The organism is Kineococcus rubinsiae, from assembly GCF_011839805.1.
GTDB lineage: Bacteria > Actinomycetota > Actinomycetes > Actinomycetales > Kineococcaceae > Kineococcus > Kineococcus rubinsiae.
The window spans coordinates 1-17,285 of record NZ_VWPY01000075.1 but is presented as its reverse complement, the minus strand read 5'-3'; the positions used below and the strand labels follow the sequence as shown (position 1 = coordinate 17,285).

The window sequence follows — 17,285 nt, the reverse complement described above, 5'->3', positions numbered from 1 at the left end:
GTCCGGGGCCGGGGCGCCGCGCAGGTCCGCGACGGTCCAGGCCAGCCGCAGCACCCGGTCGAGGCCCCGCAGCGTCAGCGCCCCGCGCTCCAGCGCCCGCTCGAGGTCGGTGGTGACGGCGGCGGGCAGCCGCAGCGGCCCGCGCAGGACGGCTCCGGTGAGCTCGCCGTTGGTGCGCAGGCCGTGCGGCCGCAGCCGCTCGCGCTGCACCCCGCGGGCCGCCGCGACCCGGGCCGCGACGACCGCGGTCGTCTCGCCGGCCTCCCCCGCGACGACCTGGGCGCGCGTGACGGCGCGCACGGCGACCTGGACGTCGACCCGGTCCAGCAGCGGGCCGGAGAGCTTGGCCGCGTAGCGGCGGCGGGCCGTGGGCGTGCACGAGCACTCCAGGCCCCGGCCGGTGGCCCGCCCGCACGGGCAGGGGTTGGCGGCCAGCACCAGCTGGAACCGCGCGGGGTAGCGGGCGGTGCCGGCCGCGCGGTGCAGCACGATCTCGCCGTGCTCCAGCGGCTGCCGCAGCGCCTCCAGCACGCGGGAGCCGAACTCCGGCGCCTCGTCGAGGAACAGCACGCCGCGGTGCGCCCGCGAGGCCGCGCCGGGGCGGGGGACGCCCGAGCCGCCGCCGACGACGGAGGCCGGGGACGCCGTGTGGTGCGGGTCCTCGTAGGGCGGGCGAGCCAGCAGCGCGGCCGAGGAGGTGAGCAGGCCCGCGACCGAGTGCACCGCGGTGACCTCCAGCGCCGCGTCCTCGTCGAGGTCGGGCAGCAGCCCCGGCAGCCGGGCGGCCAGCATCGTCTTGCCCGCACCGGGCGGGCCGGTCATGAACAGGTGGTGGGCGCCGGCCGCGGCGACCTCCAGCGCCAGGCGCGCGTCGGCCTGCCCCACGACGTCGGCGAGGTCCGGCCCCGCGGGGTGCGGCGCGGCGGCGGCGACGACCGCCGACGGGGCCGTCTCCGGCAGGTCGGGCACCGGGTCGCCGCGGTACTCCGCGACGAGCTCGGCGAGCCAGCGCACGCCCAGGACGCGGACGCCGGGCACGAGCGCCGCCTCGTCCGCCGTGGCCGCGGGCACGACCACCCGCTCGCAGCCCGCCCGGGCGGCGGCGAGGACCGCGGGCAGCACCCCGCGCACGGCCCGCACGCTGCCGTCCAGGCCCAGCTCGCCCAGGTGGACGACCCCGGCCGAGGCCGCCGCGGGCAGCACGCCCGCCGCGGTGAGGGTGGCCACCGCGACCGCCAGGTCGAACGCGCTGCCGGACTTCGGCAGCGTCGCCGGGGAGAGGTTCACGGTGATGCGCCGGGCCGGCAGCGGGAAGCCGGAGTTCGCCGTCGCGGCGCGGACCCGGTCCTTCGCCTCGTGCAGCGACGCGTCGGGCAGCCCCACGAGGACGAACGCAGGCAGCCCCGGGGAGATGTCGGCCTCGACCTCCACGACGTGCCCGTCGAGCCCGACCAGGCCGACCGCGAGCGCCCGGGCGAGGGCCATCAGGACACCCCGCGCAGGTGCTCGACCTGCGCCGGGCCGCGCTCGGCGACGAGCACGGCGACCACGTCGAGGCGCACGTCGGCCGGGTGCACGTCGTGCTCGGCGAGCCACTGCGCGGCCAGCCGGCGCAGGCGCACCACCTTCGCGGGCGTCACCGCCTCGGCGGGTGTCCCCGTCCCGGTGCCGCGGCGGGTCTTGACCTCGCACACCACCAGGCAGCCGCCGTCGCGGGCGACGATGTCGATCTCACCGAGCGCACACCGCCAGTTGCGCTCCAGCACCACCATCCCGGCTTCCTGCAGCCGCCGGGCCGCCACCCGCTCGCCGTAGCGGCCGACCCCGTCCTTCGCGCGCACGCGCACCACCTCCGCCCCGGAGGCTGCCGTGCGGCGGGGCCGGGCGGGCCGGGTGCGGGGCGGGCTGTGGAGGAGCGGGCGGACGCACCGCCTGTGGACCCGTCAGGGGGTGTCGGGCACCTCGATGTCGCGCTTCTGCAGCTCCTCCACGTTGACGTCCTTGAACGTCACCACGCGGACGTCGCGCACGAAGCGGGCGGGGCGGTAGACGTCCCACACCCACGCGTCGTGCAGCGTCAGCTCGAAGTACGTCTCCCCGTCGGCCGTGCGGACCTGCAGGTCCACCTGGTTGGCCAGGTAGAAGCGCCGCTCGGTCTCGACCACGTAGGAGAAGAGACTGACGACGTCGCGGTACTCCCGGTAGAGCTGCAGCTCCATCTCGGTCTCGTAGTTCTCGAGGTCCTCTGCGCTCACGGGGCCATCATGCCTGCCGCGCACCGAACTCGTCGGACGTGCGCAGGTCCAGGACGGCGGTGCGCTCCTCGTCCCACGGCAGCGCGTCGAGCTCGGGGCGGTCGGCGTCGCGCGGCGCGGGCAGCCCCGCCCCCGGCACCTCGGCCCCGGGCCCCTCGTCCCCGGGCAGGCTCACGCCGGGGACGCCCACCCCGGGCAGGCGCCAGCTGCGGCGGTGCTGCGGGCACGTGCCGTGGGCCGCCAGCGCGTCGAGGTGGTCGGGGGCGCTGTAGCCCTTGTTGCCGGCCCAGCCGTACTGCGGGTGGTCCTCGTGGCGCTGCACCATGATCGCGTCGCGGACGGTCTTGGCGAGGACGCTGGCCCCCGCCACCGCGGCGCAGCTCATGTCGGCCTTGACGCGCGTGGTCACGGGCGGCGCCGGGCAGGGCAGGGCGGGGGCGTCGTCCACCAGGTCGAGCAGGCTGGGCTCGCGGGGGTCGCTCAGCCAGTCGTGGGAGCCGTCGAGGATGAGGACCGAGGGTTGCTGCGGCAGCTGGGCCAGCGCCCGGCGCCCCGCCAGGCGCAGGGCGGCGATGATGCCGATCGCGTCGATCTCCTCGGGCTCGGCGTGCCCGACGCCCCACGACACCGCCCAGCGGCGCACCTTCGGGGCCAGCGCCTCGCGGGCCGCGGGCGTCAGCAGCTTGGAGTCGCGCAGTCCCGTCGGGGCCGTCGGCGTGCCGGGCCCGACGAGCAGGACGCCGACGGTGACCGGGCCGGCGAGGGAGCCGCGGCCGACCTCGTCCATGCCGGCGACGAGCTCGTGCCCCGCCCGCAGCAGCTGCCGCTCGTGGCGCAGCGACGGCGGCAGCAGCGGCGAGCGCACCGGCCCCTTCGGGCTCACTCCGCCCCGCTCACACCCGGGACCTGCGCCGCCGCCGACGGCGTGGACAGCCAGTCCCAGTGCGAGACGGGCCACACGACGGCGTAGGCGCGCCCGACGACGTGGTCGAGCGGCACGAAGCCGCCGTAGGGCTTCTCGCGGTTGTAGCGGGAGTCCGCGGAGTGCTCGCGGTTGTCGCCCATGACCCACAGCTCCCCGGCGGGCACGGTGACGTCGAACGCGTCGAGGCTCGGCTCGGCGCCGGGGAACAGGTACGTCTCGTCGAGCGCCACGTCGTTGACGCTGATGCGCCCGTCCGCGTCGCAGCACACGACGTGGTCGCCCGGCAGGCCGATGGTGCGCTTGATGAGGTGGTCGTCGGAGTCCTCGGGCAGCAGCCCGACGAAGGTCAGGGCGTCGGCGACGACGGTGCCCACGGCGCCGCGCTGCGTCGGCACCGACGGCGGCAGCCAGCCGCCCGGGTCGGCGAAGACGACGACGTCGCCGCGGTGCAGCTCGAAGGGACCGGGCGTCAGCTTGCTGACGATGACGCGGTCACCGATGTCGAGGGTCCGCTCCATCGACTCCGACGGGATGAAGAAGGCCTGCAGCAGGAAGGTCTTGACCACCAGCGACACGACGAGCGCCACGGCGACGACGAGGACCGTCTCGCGCAGGAGGCTGACCACGCCCCCGGCCGCGGAGCGCTGGGGGCGGTGCTCCCCGGGACTGGACTGCTCGGGCGGGGTCACCGGGTCCTCCTCCGCGGCCGCAGCCGCCGTCTCGCCGTCGGAGCTGCTCACGAGCCGGACCCGCGGGGGACGGAGGCGAGCGAGCCCAGCGGCCAGGTCACGGCGACCACGCGGCCGACGACGTCGTCGAGGGCGACGGTGCCGCCGCCCGGCGAGCCGAGGTGGGCTCGGCTGTCGGCCGAGTCGCTGCGGTGGTCACCCATGAGCCACAGCCGGCCCGCCGGCACCTCGACGTCGAAGCGGAGCTCGCTGGGCGCGTCGCCCGCGGCCACGTAGGGCTCCTCGAGCGGGACGCCGTTGACCAGCAGGCGGCCCGAGGGGTCGCAGCACGTGATGCGGTCGCCCGGCAGCCCGACGACGCGCTTGACGAAGTCGCTCTCCCCCGGCCGGAAGCCGAGCAGGGACCCCAGGCCGGCACCGAGGCGCGCGAGACCCTCCGGGGCCGGCGGGGCGTCGACGAAGGTGCCGGTGCCGTCGAAGACCACGACGTCACCGCGCTGCACGTCCTCAGCCCCGACGCGCCACACGAGCACGCGCTCCCCCGGCACGAGCAGGGGGCTCATCGAGTCCGACGGGATCGAGAAGCTCTGGACGACGAAGGTCCGCAGCAGCAGGGCCAGCAGCAGCGCGAGCGCCAGCGGCACCAGCAGTTCCGGGCCCCGGCGGCGCGCACGCTGCAGCGGCGGCCTCGCCTGGGTGGTCGTCACGGTGCTCCTGCCTGCGGTTCGACGGTCACAGCCGCACGGCGGCAGGGCTGAGCTTAGGCGCTCGGCCCGTCGCGGGTGCCGACACGACACGGCCGCGACCCCCGGTGCGCCGGGCGGGAGGCCCCGGGAGCACGACGAGCCGGGTCCCCCGCGGGGACCCGGCTCGTGGTGAGGTGCGTCGCGTCAGCCGCGGGGCTCGCGACGCTCCTTGATCTTGGCGGCCTTGCCGCGCAGGTCGCGCAGGTAGTAGAGCTTGGCGCGCTTGACGTCACCGCGGGTCACGACCTCGACCCGGTCGATGATCGGGGTGTGCAGCGGGAACGTGCGCTCCACGCCGACGCCGAAGCTGACCTTGCGGACGGTGAAGCTCTCCCGGACGCCCCCGCCGGTGCGGCGGATGACGACGCCCTTGAAGACCTGGACGCGGGAGCGGTTGCCCTCGACGACCTTGACGTGGACGTTCAGGGTGTCGCCGGGACGGAAGTCCGGGACGTCGGTGCGCAGGCTCGGCGCGTCGACGACGTCGAGAACGTTCATGGTGTGGCTCTCTTCTCCTGCAGGCGCCACAGGTCACCGGCGCGGTGTGGTGGTCTCGCGACGAGGGTTCCGGTCCGGCGCGCCCCCTGTGGCAGGCACACCGCCCGCTCCCCCCGGTGTTCGGGGGGTGCAGGCACCGGACGTCGCGACGTTCAGGTCAGGCGAGGAGTCAGTCTGCCACAGCGGGGGTGCTCCGACGGAATCCGCTCGCGCCGCCCGGCTCGAAGCCCTCGGCGGCGAGGACGGCCAGGTCGGCCGCGTCGCAGGCCGCGGGCGCGAGCGTCGCCAGCAGGTCGGGGCGCCGTCTCGCGGTGCGCCGCAACGACTCCTCGCGTCGCCACCGCTCGACCTGCGCGTGGTGGCCCGACGACAGCACGGCCGGCACGTCGAGCCCGCGCCAGCTGGCGGGCTTGGTGTACGCGGGGTGCTCGAGGAGGCCGTCGTGCTCGGCGGCGTGGCTCTCCTGCTCCAGGCTGGCGGCGTTGCCGACGACGCCGGGCAGCAGCCGGGCGACCGCCTCCACGACCACGAGCACCGCGACCTCGCCCCCGTTGAGCACGTAGTCGCCCAGGGAGACCTCGCGCACCCGGACGCGGCTGGAGTAGTGCTCCACGACGCGCGCGTCGATGCCCTCGTAGCGCCCGCAGGCGAAGACGAGCCACGGCTCGGCGGCCAGGTCGACGGCCGCGGCCTGCGTGAACACCTCGCCCACCGGGCTGGGCACGAGCAGCACGGGGCCGTCCTCGCGCGCACCGGCGGGCGGGTCCGCGAGGACGGCGTCCAGCGCCTCGCCCCACGGCTCGGGCCGCATGAGCAGCCCGGCCCCGCCGCCGTAGGGCGGGCTGTCGACCGTGCGGTGGCGGTCGTGGGTGTGCTCGCGCAGGTCGTGCACGCGCAGGTCGATCAGCCCCTGCTGCTGCGCCTTGCCGATGAGGGACAGCTGCAGCGGCTGCAGGTACTCCCCGAAGATCGTGACGACGTCGATGCGCACGTCAGGCGTCCGGCCGCTCGTCGCCGTCGGTGGTGCCGTCGGTGTCGTCGTCCTCGTCGGGCGCGGGCAGCTCGACGAACAGGCCCAGCGGCGGGTCCACGACGACCCGGCCGCCGGCCACGTCGACGAGGGGCACGAGCGCCGCGACGAAGGGGACCAGGACGTCCTCGCCGTCGGTGCCGCGCACGACGAGCAGGTCCTGCGCGAGGCCCGTCAGCAGGTCGCGGACGGTCCCGAGGGCCACGCAGGAGGGCGTCACCGCGGGGAGGCCGCGCAGCTGGTGCGGGTACCAGGCGTCCTCCTCCTCGGGCTCGGCGCCGTCGGCGACGTCGACCAGCAGGAGCGTGCCGCGCAGGGCCTCGACGCCCTCGCGCCCGACGACGCCCTCGAAGGCGACCAGCAGGGTCTCCTGGTGGAAGCGGGCCGTGGCCACGGTGAGGGGCCCGGCCGCGGCGGGGTCGGTGCGCAGCACGGAGCCGGGGAAGAAGCGCAGCTCCGGGGAGTCCGTGCGCAGCTCCACCGTCACCTCGCCCCGCACCCCGTGCGGGCGGCCGATCCGGGCGACGACGTACTCCACGGGACTCTCCTGCTCGATCGGACGTTCTCGGGGCGCCGGACCCGGGCCGGGCCGGACGCACGAGCGCCGGGGTCGTCCTCGCGGACGGCCCCGGCGCTCGGGTGCTGCGGTGCTGTCGTGCTGGGGTCAGCGGCGGTCGACGTCGACGAGGTCGACGCGGACCGGCTGTCCCCCGGCGAGCGCACCCATGACGGTGCGCAGCGCCTTCGCGGTGCGTCCCGAGCGGCCGATGACCCGGCCGAGGTCCTCCGGGTTCACCCGGACCTCGAGCATCGACCCCTTGCGCAGGGTCTTCGCGGTCACGCGGACGTCGTCCGGGTGACCCACGATGCCCCGCACCAGGTGCTCGAGCGCGTCCGCGAGCACGGGCTCAGCTCTCCGACGGAGCCGCGTCCGCGGCGGGGGCCTCGGCCGGGGCCGGCGCGGCGGAGCCCGGGACGACGGGCTTCGCGCGGGGCTCGGGCTTGCGGTAGGTGCCCTCGGTGCCGGGGAGGCCCTTGAACTTCTGCCAGTCGCCGGTCACCTTGAGCAGGGCCATGACCTGCTCGGAGGGCTGGGCGCCCACGCCGAGCCAGTACAGCGCGCGCTCGGAGTTCACCTCGATGGTCGAGGGGTCCGTCGTCGGGTGGTAGATCCCGATCTCCTCGATGGAGCGGCCGTCGCGCTTGGAGCGCGAGTCGGCCACGACGATGCGGTAGTGGGGCGAGCGGATCTTGCCGAGCCGCTTGAGGCGGATCTTGACAGCCACGTGGAGGTGTCTCCTGAACTTGGTGTGGTCGAACCTCGCCGCTCGGTGTGGGGACGCCGACCGCCGGTGCTCTGAGGACGCGAACGGTCAAGGCGAGAGGGTCCCTGGCGCTCGAGTGCTCCAGCATTCTGCCAGACGCCGCGGTGCGCCCACGACCGCGCGTCAGCGGCGGCGGACGCGGCGTCCGCGCAGGACGACCTCGCGGGCGTCGCGCAGCGCCCCCACGTCGGTGCGCGGGTCCGCGTCGAGCACGAGCAGGTCCGCGGACGCGCCCTCGGCGAGGGCGTCGACGCCGAGCCAGCGCCGCGCGGCCCAGGTCGCGGCGTCGAGCACGGCCAGCGGCGGCAGCCCGGCCGCGACGAGCTCCAGCACCTCGTCCACGACGAGGCCGTGCGGCAGGACGCTGCCCCCGTCGGTGCCGACGAAGACCGGCACCCCGGCCTCGAAGGCCGCCCGCACCGTGGTGCGGCGCCGCGCGTGCAGGGCCCGCATGTGCGCCGCGTAGGCGGGGAACTTCGCCTCGCCCCGCTCGGCGATGCCGGGGAACGTCGCGATGTTGACCAGCGTCGGCACGACCGCGACGCCGCGCGCGGCGGCCGCGGCGATGGTCGGGGCGGTGAGGCCGGTGCCGTGCTCGATGCCGTCGACGCCGGCCGCGAGCAGGTCCTCGACGCCCTCCTCGCCGAACTGGTGCACCGTGACGCGGGCGCCCTCCGCGTGCGCGGCGGCCACCCCGGCCGCGAGCACGTCGGCGGGCCAGCAGGGCGAGAGGTCGCCCGTCGTGCGGTCGATCCAGTCCCCCACGAGCTTCACCCAGCCGTCACCGCGGTGGGCCTCGACCCGGACGTGCTCGACCAGGTCCTCCGGCTCGATCTCGTGGGCGAGCCCCCGCAGGTAGCGCCGGGTCCGGGCCAGGTGGCGGCCCGCGCGCACGATCCGGGGCAGGTCCTCGCGCTCGTCGATCCAGCGGGTCTGCGACGCCGAGCCCGCGTCGCGCAGCAGCAGCGCGCCCGCGTCGCGGTCGGTGGTGGCCTGCGCCTCGCTCGTGGCGTCGTCGACCGGCCCGTGCGGGCCGATGCCGACGTGGCAGTGCGCGTCGACCAGCCCCGGGACCACCCAGCCCGCCACCGTGGTGGTGTCCACCGCGGCGGGCGGCCGCTCGAACGTCAGCCGCCCGTCCACCGCCCACGCCTGGCCGGCGACCTCGTCGGGGCCGACGAGGACGGGTCCGCTCAGGTGCAGGGCGTCCACGCGCGCGGGGTCAGCGGCCGCCGAGGAACTTGTCGAAGCCCTTGGGCAGGTTCAGCTGCGACGGGTCGAACTCCTGGCCCGCCTCGGGGACGCCGAAGGCCGAGCCGGCGTTCTCCTTCGCCTCGGCCGAGCGGGTCAGCGCGGCCTTCTCCTGCTCGGCGCGCTTGGCGGGGTTGCCGCTCTTGCCCTTCTTGCCCTTCTGGGCCGCGATGCGCGCCTTCTGCTTCTTCGAGCCGGCGCTCGCGGCCCCCGGCATGCCGGGCATCCCCGGCATCCCGCCGCCCATGCCCTTGCGCATCTGCCGCATCATCTTCTGCGCCTGGCCGAAGCGCTCCAGCATGTCGTTGACCGCGGAGACGCTCTGGCCGCAGCCCTTGGCGACGCGGGCGCGGCGCGAGCCGTTCATGATGCGCGGCTGGCGGCGCTCCAGCGGCGTCATCGAGCGGACCATGGCCTCGATGCGGTCGAACTCGCGCTCGTCGAAGGCGTCGAGCTGGTCGCGGATCTGCGCCATGCCCGGCAGCATCCCGAGCATCTTCTTCAGCGAGCCCATGTTGCGGACCGCGTTGAGCTGCTGGAGGAAGTCGTCGAGGGTGAAGTCCTCGTCGTTGGCGAACTTGGCCGCCATGGCCTGCGCCTGGTCGGCGTCGAAGGCCTTCTCGGCCTGCTCGATGAGGGTGAGGACGTCACCCATGTCGAGGATGCGCGAGGCCATCCGGTCGGGGTGGAAGAGCTCGAAGTCGTCGAGCTTCTCGCCCGTGGACGCGAACATCACCGGCATGCCGGTGACCTGGCGCACCGAGAGCGCGGCGCCACCACGGGCGTCGCCGTCGAGCTTGGTGAGCACGACGCCGTCGAAGCCGACGCCGTCGCGGAACGCCTCGGCCGTGGCGACCGCGTCCTGGCCGATCATCGCGTCGAGGACGAACAGGACCTCGTCGGGCGTGACGGCGGCGCGGATGTCGACGGCCTGCTGCATCATCTCGGCGTCCACGCCGGTGCGGCCGGCGGTGTCGACGATGACGACGTCGTAGGCGTGGCGGCGCGCGTGCTCGAGGCCCGCGGTGGCCACGCCGACCGGGTCGCCCACGCCGTTGCCCGGCTCGGGCGCGAAGACGTCGACGCCCGCGCGCTCCCCCGTGATCTGCAGCTGCTGCACGGCGTTGGGGCGCTGCAGGTCGCAGGCCACCAGCAGCGGGCGGTGGTTCTGCTGCTTCAGCCAGCGGCCGAGCTTGCCCGCCAGGGTCGTCTTCCCGGCGCCCTGCAGGCCCGCGAGCATGATCACGGTGGGCGGGTTCTTCGCGAACCGCAGCCGGCGGGTCTCGCCGCCGAGGATGGCGATGAGCTCCTCGTTGACGATCTTGACGACCTGCTGGGCCGGGTTCAGGGAGGCGGAGACCTCCACGCCCGTGGCCCGCTCGCGCACGGCGGCCGTGAAGGAGCGCACGACGGGCAGCGCGACGTCGGCGTCCAGCAGGGCGCGGCGGATCTCGCGGACGGTGTTGTCGACGTCCTCGGCCGACAACCGGCCCTTGCCGCGCAGGGTCTTGAAGGTCGCGGTGAGGCGGTCAGACAGGGTGGCGAACACGGTGCACAGCCTAAGGGAGCAGGGCCCTCCCGGCCCGCGCCGCCCGTCACCGCACGGTGCCGGGCACCTCGGCCGCGTCGGAGAGCGCCGAGACGGCCATGGCGACCCGCGGCGGGGACAGCCGCTGCCCCGACGGCTCGGCCAGGTAGAGCACGTCGACGGCCTGCGCGGCGTAGGTCGCCACGTGCGCGGAGCGGATGTCGATGCCCTCGCTCGCGAGCGCCCGGCCGAGGGCGTGCAGCAGGCCGGGGCGGTCCGCGGCGCGGACCTCCAGGACGGTGGCGCGCTCGGAGGCGCCCGGCAGGATCACCACGCGCGGGTGCGCGACGAGGGAGCGCGCGCCCCCGGCGGGCGGCTGCGTCTGGGCGTCGCGGGCGGCGAGGCGCTCCAGCAGCGCGACGTCGCCGGCCACGATGCGCTCCAGCCCGCGGCGCAGGGTGTCGGCGGCGGGGGCGTCCCCGGTGGGCGACTCCACCCACCAGGTGTCCACGGCCACCCCGTCGAGGGTCCGCACGAGCGCCGAGCGCACGAGGAGGCGGTGGCCCGCGAGGAGCCCCGCGAGGTCGGCGAACAGGCCCGTGCGGTCGGTGGTGACGACGGTGACGACGTAGAAGCCGTCGACCTCGCGGACGCTGACCTTCGGCCCGGAGCCCGCGGAGACCTCCCCGGCCAGCGCCTGCTCCTCGGCGTCGAACGGCGCGGGGCCGGGCACCTCCTCCCCCGACAGGCTCGCCTCGGCGCGCAGCATGAGGTCGTCGACCAGCCGCATCCGCCACGGCGACCAGGCCGCGGGGCCGGCGGCGCGGGCGTCGGCCTCGGTGAGCGCGCGCAGCAGGGCGAGGACGTCGGCGCGGCCGTCGACGGCCGCGCACAGCGCCTCGACGGTCTGCGGGTCGTCGGGGTCGCGGCGGGTCGCGAGCTCGACCAGCGTCAGGTGCTCGGCGACGAGGCGCTCCACGACCGCGACGTCCTCGGGGTCCATCCCGGTGCGGGCGCAGATCGCGCGGGCCAGCGGCGCCCCCGCGCGCGGGTGGTCGTGCTCGCCGGGCAGCTTGCCGATGTCGTGCAGCAGCCCGGCCATGAGCAGCAGGTCGGGGCGCGGGACGTCGCGCAGGAACGGCTGCGCCTGCACGGCGGTCTCGATCATGTGCCGGTCCACGGTGAAGCGGTGGACGGCGTTGCGCTGCGGGCGGTTGCGGACGCCGGTCCACTCGGGGATCCAGCGCTCGACGAGGCCGACGAGGTCGAGGGCCTCCCACACGGGCACCTGCGCCGGACCGGAGGCGAGCACCTCCAGCAGGGCCTCGCGGGCGGAGGCGGGCCACGGCACGGGCAGGGGCGGGCAGGCGGCGACGACGTGGTCGAGGGTCACGGGCGACAGCGGCAGGCCCGCGCGCACGGCGGTGGCGGCGGCGCGCAGCGGCAGGACCGGGTCCTCCGACGGCGAGACGCCGGCGCCGAGCACCACCTCGCCGTCGTGCTCGACGAGGCCGTGGCCGAGCGAGCGCAGCCGGGGGCGCCGGCCGGCGGCGCGGAAGCGGCGCGTGGGCATGGACTGCCGGGCGCGGCGGGCCGTGGTGTCCACGGCCGCGGAGATGGTGCGCGCGGCCTGCGCGACGGCGCCCAGCAGGAGGTCGGCGTCGGCGTAGCCGCAGACGACGGCCGTGGCGTCCTGCTCGGGCAGGACCAGCCGGTCCCCGGGGCGCCCGGAGGAGGTCTGCAGGCCGTCGCGGACGTCGAGGAGCACGGTGTGCGCCTCGTCGACGGGGCCGTGCGGGCGGTCCGTCAGCCAGCTCGCGGCGAGGGCGCGCAGCGTGATGGCGTCGCGCAGGCCACCGCGGGCCTCCTTGAGGTCCGGTTCGAGCAGGTAGGCCAGCTCGCCGAAGCGCTGGGCGCGCTCGGCGAGGGAGTCGAGGATCTGCGGCAGGCGGCGGCGCGCACCGGCGCGCCAGTCGTCCAGCAGGTGCCCGCGGGTGCGGGCCACGAGCCCGCCGTCGCCGGCGAGCACGCGCAGGTCGAGCAGGCCGGTGGCGGCGGCCAGGTCGTTCGCGGCGACCTCGCGGCACTCGCGCGCCGTGCGCACCGAGTGGTCCAGGCGCAGGCCCTGGTCCCACAGCGGGTACCAGACGCGGTCGGCGAGGGCGGCGACGTCGTCGGGGCGCAGCCGGCGCCCGTCGTGCAGGAGGACGAGGTCCACGTCGCTGGCGGGGCCGCAGTCGCCTCGCGCGAGGGAGCCGACGCACGCGAGCGCGACGCCGGTCGGGTCCACGAGCAGCTCGGGGACCGGCGCCAGGGCGTCCTCCCACACCTGGCGCAGCCGGGACTCCACGAGCTCGACGAGCTCGGCGCGGCGGTGCGGACCGGGACGACCGGCCCGCACCGCCAGCTGGAGTCGCTCGGTGCGCAGGTCAGCGCTCAGCGCCGACCCGCAGCGAGCGGAGGGAGGGCACGGGTCACAGGGCGTCCGGCCCGTGCTCGCCCGTGCGGACGCGCACGACGTCCTCCACGTGCTGCGTCCAGACCTTGCCGTCGCCGATGCGACCGGTCTGGGCGCTCTTCACGACCACCTCGACGACGTCGTGGATGTCCACGTCGTCGACGAGGACCTCCACGCGCACCTTCGGGACGAGGTCGACGGTGTACTCCGCGCCCCGGTAGACCTCGGTGTGACCGCGCTGGCGGCCGTAGCCCGAGGACTCCGAGATCGTGAGCCCCTGGATGCCGTAGGCCTCCAGGGCCGACTTCACGTCGTCGAGCTTGTGCGGCTTGATGATCGCGGTGAGGAGCTTCATGCGGAGACCTCCGAGGAGTTGCCGGTGGTGCTGCCGGCGCTGTGCGCCGGGGGACGGCTCGAGCCGAGGCCCAGCCCGCTGCCGCTGCCCAGGTTGCCCCAGTCGTAGCCGGACTCGGCGTGCTCGACCTGGTCGATGCCGGTGACCTCGTCCTCCTCGTCGATCCGGAAGCCCATCGTGCGCTGCAGGACGAGCCCGATGATCCCGGTGACGACGAAGGAGAACACCATGACGACGACCGCGGCCGTGACCTGCTTGCCCAGCTGCCCGAGCCCGCCGCCGTAGAAGAGGCCGTCGACGGCCGCGGGGGCGTCCGCCGTGGCGAAGAAGCCGATGGAGATCGTGCCCCAGAGGCCGCCGACGAGGTGCACGCCGACGACGTCGAGGGAGTCGTCGAAGCCGAGCCGGTACTTCAGCCCGACCGCCAGCGCGCAGAGCACACCGGCGATGACGCCGACGACGATGGACGTCACGGGGTTCAGCGCCGAGCAGGCCGGGGTGATGGCGACCAGACCGGCCACCGCGCCCGAGGCGGCGCCGAGGGACGTGGCGTGCCCGTCGCGGAAGCGCTCGGTGAGCAGCCAGCCGAGGACGGCGGCGCCCGTGGCGGCGAGGGTGTTGACCCACGCGACCGCGGCGGTGCCGTTGGCGGCCGTGGCCGAACCCGCGTTGAACCCGAACCAGCCGAACCACAGCAGGCCGGCGCCGATCATCACGAGCGGCAGGTTGTGCGGGCGCATCGGGTCGCGGCCGAAGCCGCGGCGCTTGCCGAGGACCAGCGCGAGGGCGAGACCCGCTGCGCCGGCGTTGATGTGGATCGCGGTACCACCCGCGAAGTCGATGACGCCCCAGCCGGCGATCCAGCCGCCGGCCTCGGAGACGACCCCGTCGAAGGAGAACACCCAGTGCGCGACGGGGAAGTAGACGATGGTCGCCCAGATGCCCGCGAACACCATCCAGGTGCTGAACTTCGCGCGGTCGGCGATGGCCCCGGAGATCAGGGCGACGGCGATGATGGCGAAGACCGACTGGAAGGCGACGAACGCCATGGCCGGCAGGGTGCCGATCAGGTGGTCCGCGCCGAGCAGGCCCGAGAGGCCGAAGTACTCACCGGGGTCGCCCAGGAGGCCACCGCCGACGTCGTTGCCGAACGCGATCGAGAAGCCCCACAGGACCCACAGGACGCTGATCAGCGCCAGGGCCCCGAAGCTCATCATCATCATGTTCAGGACGCTCTTGGCGCGGACCATGCCGCCGTAGAAGAGCGCGAGACCGGGCGTCATCAGCATCACGAGAGCGGAGCTGGTGAGGACCCAGGCGGTGTCACCGGTATCCATGGGCAACAGAGCCTTCCACGAGGCCGGCGGAGCCGGCGGGGGGACGGGGTGGCGCCGCGGGAACCCGCGGCGTCGAGCGGTCCCTACCGTGGACCGGCGCGGTTACAGCCGGTCTCGCGCCGTGTTTCGCCCAGGTGACGGCGGACGGTGCCGTGTGAACATCGCGTTTCCGGTGACGTCAGGACAGCAGCGCGTCGACGAACGCCTCGGGGTCGAAGGGCGCCAGGTCGTCCGGGCCCTCGCCCAGGCCGACGAGCTTGACGGGCACGTTGAGCGTGCGCTGCACGGCCACGACGATCCCGCCCTTGGCGGTGCCGTCCAGCTTGGTCAGCACGATGCCCGAGACGTCGACGACCTCGGAGAACACCGCGGCCTGGCGCAGGCCGTTCTGGCCCGTGGTGGCGTCCAGGACGAGGAGGACCTCGTCGACGGGGCCGTGGCGCTCGAGGACGCGCTTGACCTTGCCCAGCTCGTCCATGAGGCCGGCCTTGTTCTGCAGGCGGCCGGCGGTGTCGACGATCACGACGTCGGCCTCGGCCTCGATGCCCGCCTTGACGGCGTCGAAGGCGACGGCCGCCGGGTCGGCGCCATCGCGGTCGGAGCGGATCGTCGGCACGCCGACGCGCTCGCCCCAGGTGGCCAGCTGCTCGGCGGCCGCGGCGCGGAAGGTGTCCGCCGCCCCGAGGACGACCTCCTTGTCCTCGGCGACGAGGACGCGGGCGAGCTTGCCGACCGTGGTGGTCTTGCCGGTGCCGTTGACGCCGACGACGAGGATGACGGCGGGCCGCTCGTCGTGGCGGGTGGTGCGCAGCGAGCGGTCGACGTCGGTGCCGATGGCCGAGAGCAGCTCCTGGCGCAGCAGCTCGCGGACGTGCTCGGGGTCGCGCGTGCCGAGGACCCGCACGCGCTCGCGCAGGCTGTCGACGATCTCGGTGGTCGGGCCGATGCCGACGTCGGCGAGCAGCAGGGTCTCCTCGACCTCCTCCCACGTCGCCTCGTCGAGGCGGTCGCGCGAGAGCAGCGCCAGCAGGCTCTGGCCGAGGGCGGAGTTGCTGCGGGACAGGCGCTCGCGCAGCCGGACGAGCCGGCCCAGCACCGGGTCGGGGCGCTCGGTGACGGGGCCCGCGGGCTCGGCGGGCAGGTCGACGACGTCGACCGCGCGGCTCGGGCTGTCGCGGGGGAACTCGGCGTCGTCGCCCACGCCCGGGAGCGGGGTGTCCTCCTCGGCGGTCGTGCCGCGCCCGAGGAGCGGGCGGCCCTGCTGCTCCGCGGGGCGCGGGGGCAGCGACCTCCCCCGCCGCTTGGGGCGCACGAGGCCGACGAAGGCGGCGACGCCGCCGACGGCGATGAGACCGATCAGGCCGATGACGTAGTCGAGCGTGTCCACGGGAGCCGATCCTCGCAGACCGGCGGCCCTGCGCCTCGCGGGAACCGCGGACGTCGCCGTCCGGGCGGGTCCGGCGGGAGCTCAGCCGGGCGGCGTCAGTGGGAGTGCGCGGTCTCCGGCTCGTCGTGCGCGGCGGCCTCGCGGTGGGCGCTGACGCGCTCGCGGACGGCCTGCGCCAGCCGGTGCAGGACGCGGTCGACGGTCGCGATCAGCCGGCTGCCCTTCGCGCGCAGCGGGGGCCCGGCGACGGAGTAGAGCACCGCCAGGGCCAGGCCCACGGTCACGAGGAACGTCAGGAACAGAGTCGTCAGCACCACGCGTCCCAGAGTGCCCCTGGAGTCCCGTGCGGAGCACGCCCAACACGACACTGTTGCCGCTCCGTGACCAACCGATCACCGAACGGCGACAACCCGTCACGCCGGGGCGACGGCCCGCAGTCGCTGGCTCACGACGGTGCTGACGCCGTCGCCGCGCATCGTGACCCCGTACAGCGCGTCGGCGATCTGCATCGTCCGCTTCTGGTGGGTGATGACGATGAGCTGGCTGGAGCCGCGCAGCTCCTCGAAGAGGGTGATGAGCCGCGACAGGTTGGCGTCGTCCAGCGCGGCCTCGACCTCGTCGAGGACGTAGAAGGGGCTGGGGCGCGCCCGGAAGATCGCCACGAGCATCGCCACGGCGGTCAGCGACCGCTCGCCGCCGGAGAGCAGGGACAGCCGCTTGACCTTCTTGCCCGCGGGCCGCGCCTCCACCTCGATGCCGGTCGTGAGCATGTCCGAGGGGTCGGTGAGCACGAGGCGGCCCTCGCCGCCGGGGAAGAGCCGCTCGAACACCCCGACGAACTCGCGGGCGACGTCGGCGAAGGCCTCGGAGAACACGCGCTCGACGCGCTCGTCGACCTCCTTGACGATGTCGAGCAGGTCCTTGCGGGAGTTCTTGAGGTCGTCGGACTGCGTGACCAGGAAGGAGTGCCGCTCCTCCATGGCCGCGTACTCCTCCAGCGCGAGCGGGTTCACGGTGCCGAGCTGGGCGAGCGCCCGCTCGGCGCTGCGCCGCCGCTTGTCCTGCTCGGCGCGCACGTAGGCCCGCGGCTGCGGCTCCTCCTCCGGCTCCGGGTCGCCCGGGGCGGGCGGGGACGGGGGCACGAGCCGGTCGGGGCCGTACTCGGCGACGAGGACGTCGGGGTCGGTGCCCAGCTCCTCGAAGGCGCGGGTGCGCAGCTGGTCGATGCGCCAGCGCTGCTGCGCCCGCGCGACCTCGTCCGCGTGGAGGCTGTCCCCCAGGCGCTGCTGCTCGGCCTTGAGCGAGTCCACGACCTGGCGGGCGCCCGCGACCTCCTCGTCGAAGCGGGTCCGCGCGGCCTCGGCGGCCTCGCGCAGTCGCGCGGCCTGCGCGGCGGAGGACGCCCACGCGGCGAGCGCCGTCACGGCGCCGTCGCGGACGCGGACGGCCACCGCGGACTGGCGCGCGCGCTGGGCCCGGCGGGCCGCCGCGCGCTCGCGGG

At 75.4% G+C, this 17,285-nt stretch carries 19 protein-coding genes; all 19 read right to left on the bottom strand.

The window, feature by feature from the left end:
- The coding region (locus F1544_RS21480) for a YifB family Mg chelatase-like AAA ATPase (protein ID WP_167588241.1) at nt 1-1,485 on the bottom strand (1,485 nt) is incomplete at its 3' end.
- Nucleotides 1,485-1,841 carry a YraN family protein gene (locus F1544_RS21475; protein WP_167588240.1) on the bottom strand — a complete coding sequence of 119 codons (357 nt, stop codon included), beginning with the start codon at nt 1,839-1,841 and terminating at the stop codon, nt 1,485-1,487. The genes F1544_RS21475 and F1544_RS21480, both read right to left, overlap by 1 nt.
- 102 nt (nt 1,842-1,943) lie before the next feature.
- Nucleotides 1,944-2,255 carry a DUF2469 domain-containing protein gene (locus F1544_RS21470; RefSeq protein WP_167588239.1) on the bottom strand — a complete coding sequence of 104 codons (312 nt, stop codon included), beginning with the start codon at nt 2,253-2,255 and terminating at the stop codon, nt 1,944-1,946.
- A 7-nt stretch (nt 2,256-2,262) separates the two neighbouring features.
- Nucleotides 2,263-3,138, bottom strand: coding sequence for a ribonuclease HII (rnhB, locus tag F1544_RS21465; RefSeq protein WP_308470242.1), 876 nt, complete (start codon nt 3,136-3,138; stop codon nt 2,263-2,265).
- A complete protein-coding gene (gene lepB, locus F1544_RS21460; protein WP_308470241.1) occupies nt 3,135-3,920 on the bottom strand; it encodes a signal peptidase I in 786 nt (261 codons plus the stop codon). The genes rnhB and lepB (F1544_RS21460) overlap by 4 nt, the downstream gene beginning before the upstream one ends.
- Nucleotides 3,917-4,576, bottom strand: a complete 660-nt coding sequence (gene lepB / locus F1544_RS21455) for a signal peptidase I (protein ID WP_167588238.1) — start codon at nt 4,574-4,576, stop codon at nt 3,917-3,919. The genes lepB (F1544_RS21460) and lepB (F1544_RS21455) overlap by 4 nt, the downstream gene beginning before the upstream one ends.
- Nucleotides 4,577-4,759: 183 nt before the next feature.
- The gene (gene rplS, locus F1544_RS21450) at nt 4,760-5,113 is read right to left on the bottom strand and encodes a 50S ribosomal protein L19 (protein ID WP_167588237.1); all 354 of its coding nucleotides are present in this window, start codon (nt 5,111-5,113) and stop codon (nt 4,760-4,762) included.
- Between the two features lie 169 nt (nt 5,114-5,282).
- Nucleotides 5,283-6,104, bottom strand: coding sequence for a tRNA (guanosine(37)-N1)-methyltransferase TrmD (trmD, locus tag F1544_RS21445; protein ID WP_167588236.1), 822 nt, complete (start codon nt 6,102-6,104; stop codon nt 5,283-5,285).
- Nucleotide 6,105: 1 nt separating this feature from the next.
- Nucleotides 6,106-6,681 (bottom strand): ribosome maturation factor RimM, encoded by a 576-nt coding sequence (gene rimM / locus F1544_RS21440; RefSeq protein WP_167588235.1) that lies wholly within the window; start codon nt 6,679-6,681, stop codon nt 6,106-6,108.
- A gap of 126 nt (nt 6,682-6,807) precedes the next feature.
- The gene (locus F1544_RS21435; protein ID WP_166607508.1) at nt 6,808-7,047 is read right to left on the bottom strand and encodes an RNA-binding protein; all 240 of its coding nucleotides are present in this window, start codon (nt 7,045-7,047) and stop codon (nt 6,808-6,810) included.
- Between the two features lie 4 nt (nt 7,048-7,051).
- Nucleotides 7,052-7,429: a 30S ribosomal protein S16 gene (gene rpsP, locus F1544_RS21430; RefSeq protein ID WP_167588234.1), complete on the bottom strand. Its 378-nt coding sequence runs from the start codon at nt 7,427-7,429 to the stop codon at nt 7,052-7,054.
- Nucleotides 7,430-7,591: 162 nt separating this feature from the next.
- Nucleotides 7,592-8,680, bottom strand: coding sequence for an amidohydrolase family protein (locus F1544_RS21425; RefSeq protein ID WP_167588233.1), 1,089 nt, complete (start codon nt 8,678-8,680; stop codon nt 7,592-7,594).
- 10 nt (nt 8,681-8,690) lie between these two features.
- Complete coding sequence (ffh, locus tag F1544_RS21420) at nt 8,691-10,268, bottom strand: signal recognition particle protein (protein WP_167588232.1); 1,578 nt, start codon at nt 10,266-10,268, stop codon at nt 8,691-8,693.
- A 46-nt stretch (nt 10,269-10,314) separates the two neighbouring features.
- Nucleotides 10,315-12,648, bottom strand: a complete 2,334-nt coding sequence (locus tag F1544_RS21415; protein ID WP_373368107.1) for a [protein-PII] uridylyltransferase — start codon at nt 12,646-12,648, stop codon at nt 10,315-10,317.
- A gap of 73 nt (nt 12,649-12,721) precedes the next feature.
- Nucleotides 12,722-13,060, bottom strand: coding sequence for a P-II family nitrogen regulator (locus tag F1544_RS21410; RefSeq protein WP_167588231.1), 339 nt, complete (start codon nt 13,058-13,060; stop codon nt 12,722-12,724).
- Nucleotides 13,057-14,397: an ammonium transporter gene (locus F1544_RS21405; protein WP_167588230.1), complete on the bottom strand. Its 1,341-nt coding sequence runs from the start codon at nt 14,395-14,397 to the stop codon at nt 13,057-13,059. The genes F1544_RS21410 and F1544_RS21405 overlap by 4 nt, the downstream gene beginning before the upstream one ends.
- A gap of 178 nt (nt 14,398-14,575) precedes the next feature.
- Nucleotides 14,576-15,784 (bottom strand): signal recognition particle-docking protein FtsY, encoded by a 1,209-nt coding sequence (gene ftsY, locus F1544_RS21400; RefSeq protein WP_167588229.1) that lies wholly within the window; start codon nt 15,782-15,784, stop codon nt 14,576-14,578.
- Nucleotides 15,785-15,879: 95 nt separating this feature from the next.
- Nucleotides 15,880-16,101 carry a hypothetical protein gene (locus tag F1544_RS21395; RefSeq protein WP_167588228.1) on the bottom strand — a complete coding sequence of 74 codons (222 nt, stop codon included), beginning with the start codon at nt 16,099-16,101 and terminating at the stop codon, nt 15,880-15,882.
- A gap of 96 nt (nt 16,102-16,197) precedes the next feature.
- Nucleotides 16,198-17,285: AAA family ATPase (locus tag F1544_RS21390; protein WP_167588227.1), on the bottom strand; the 1,088-nt coding region annotated here is incomplete at its 5' end.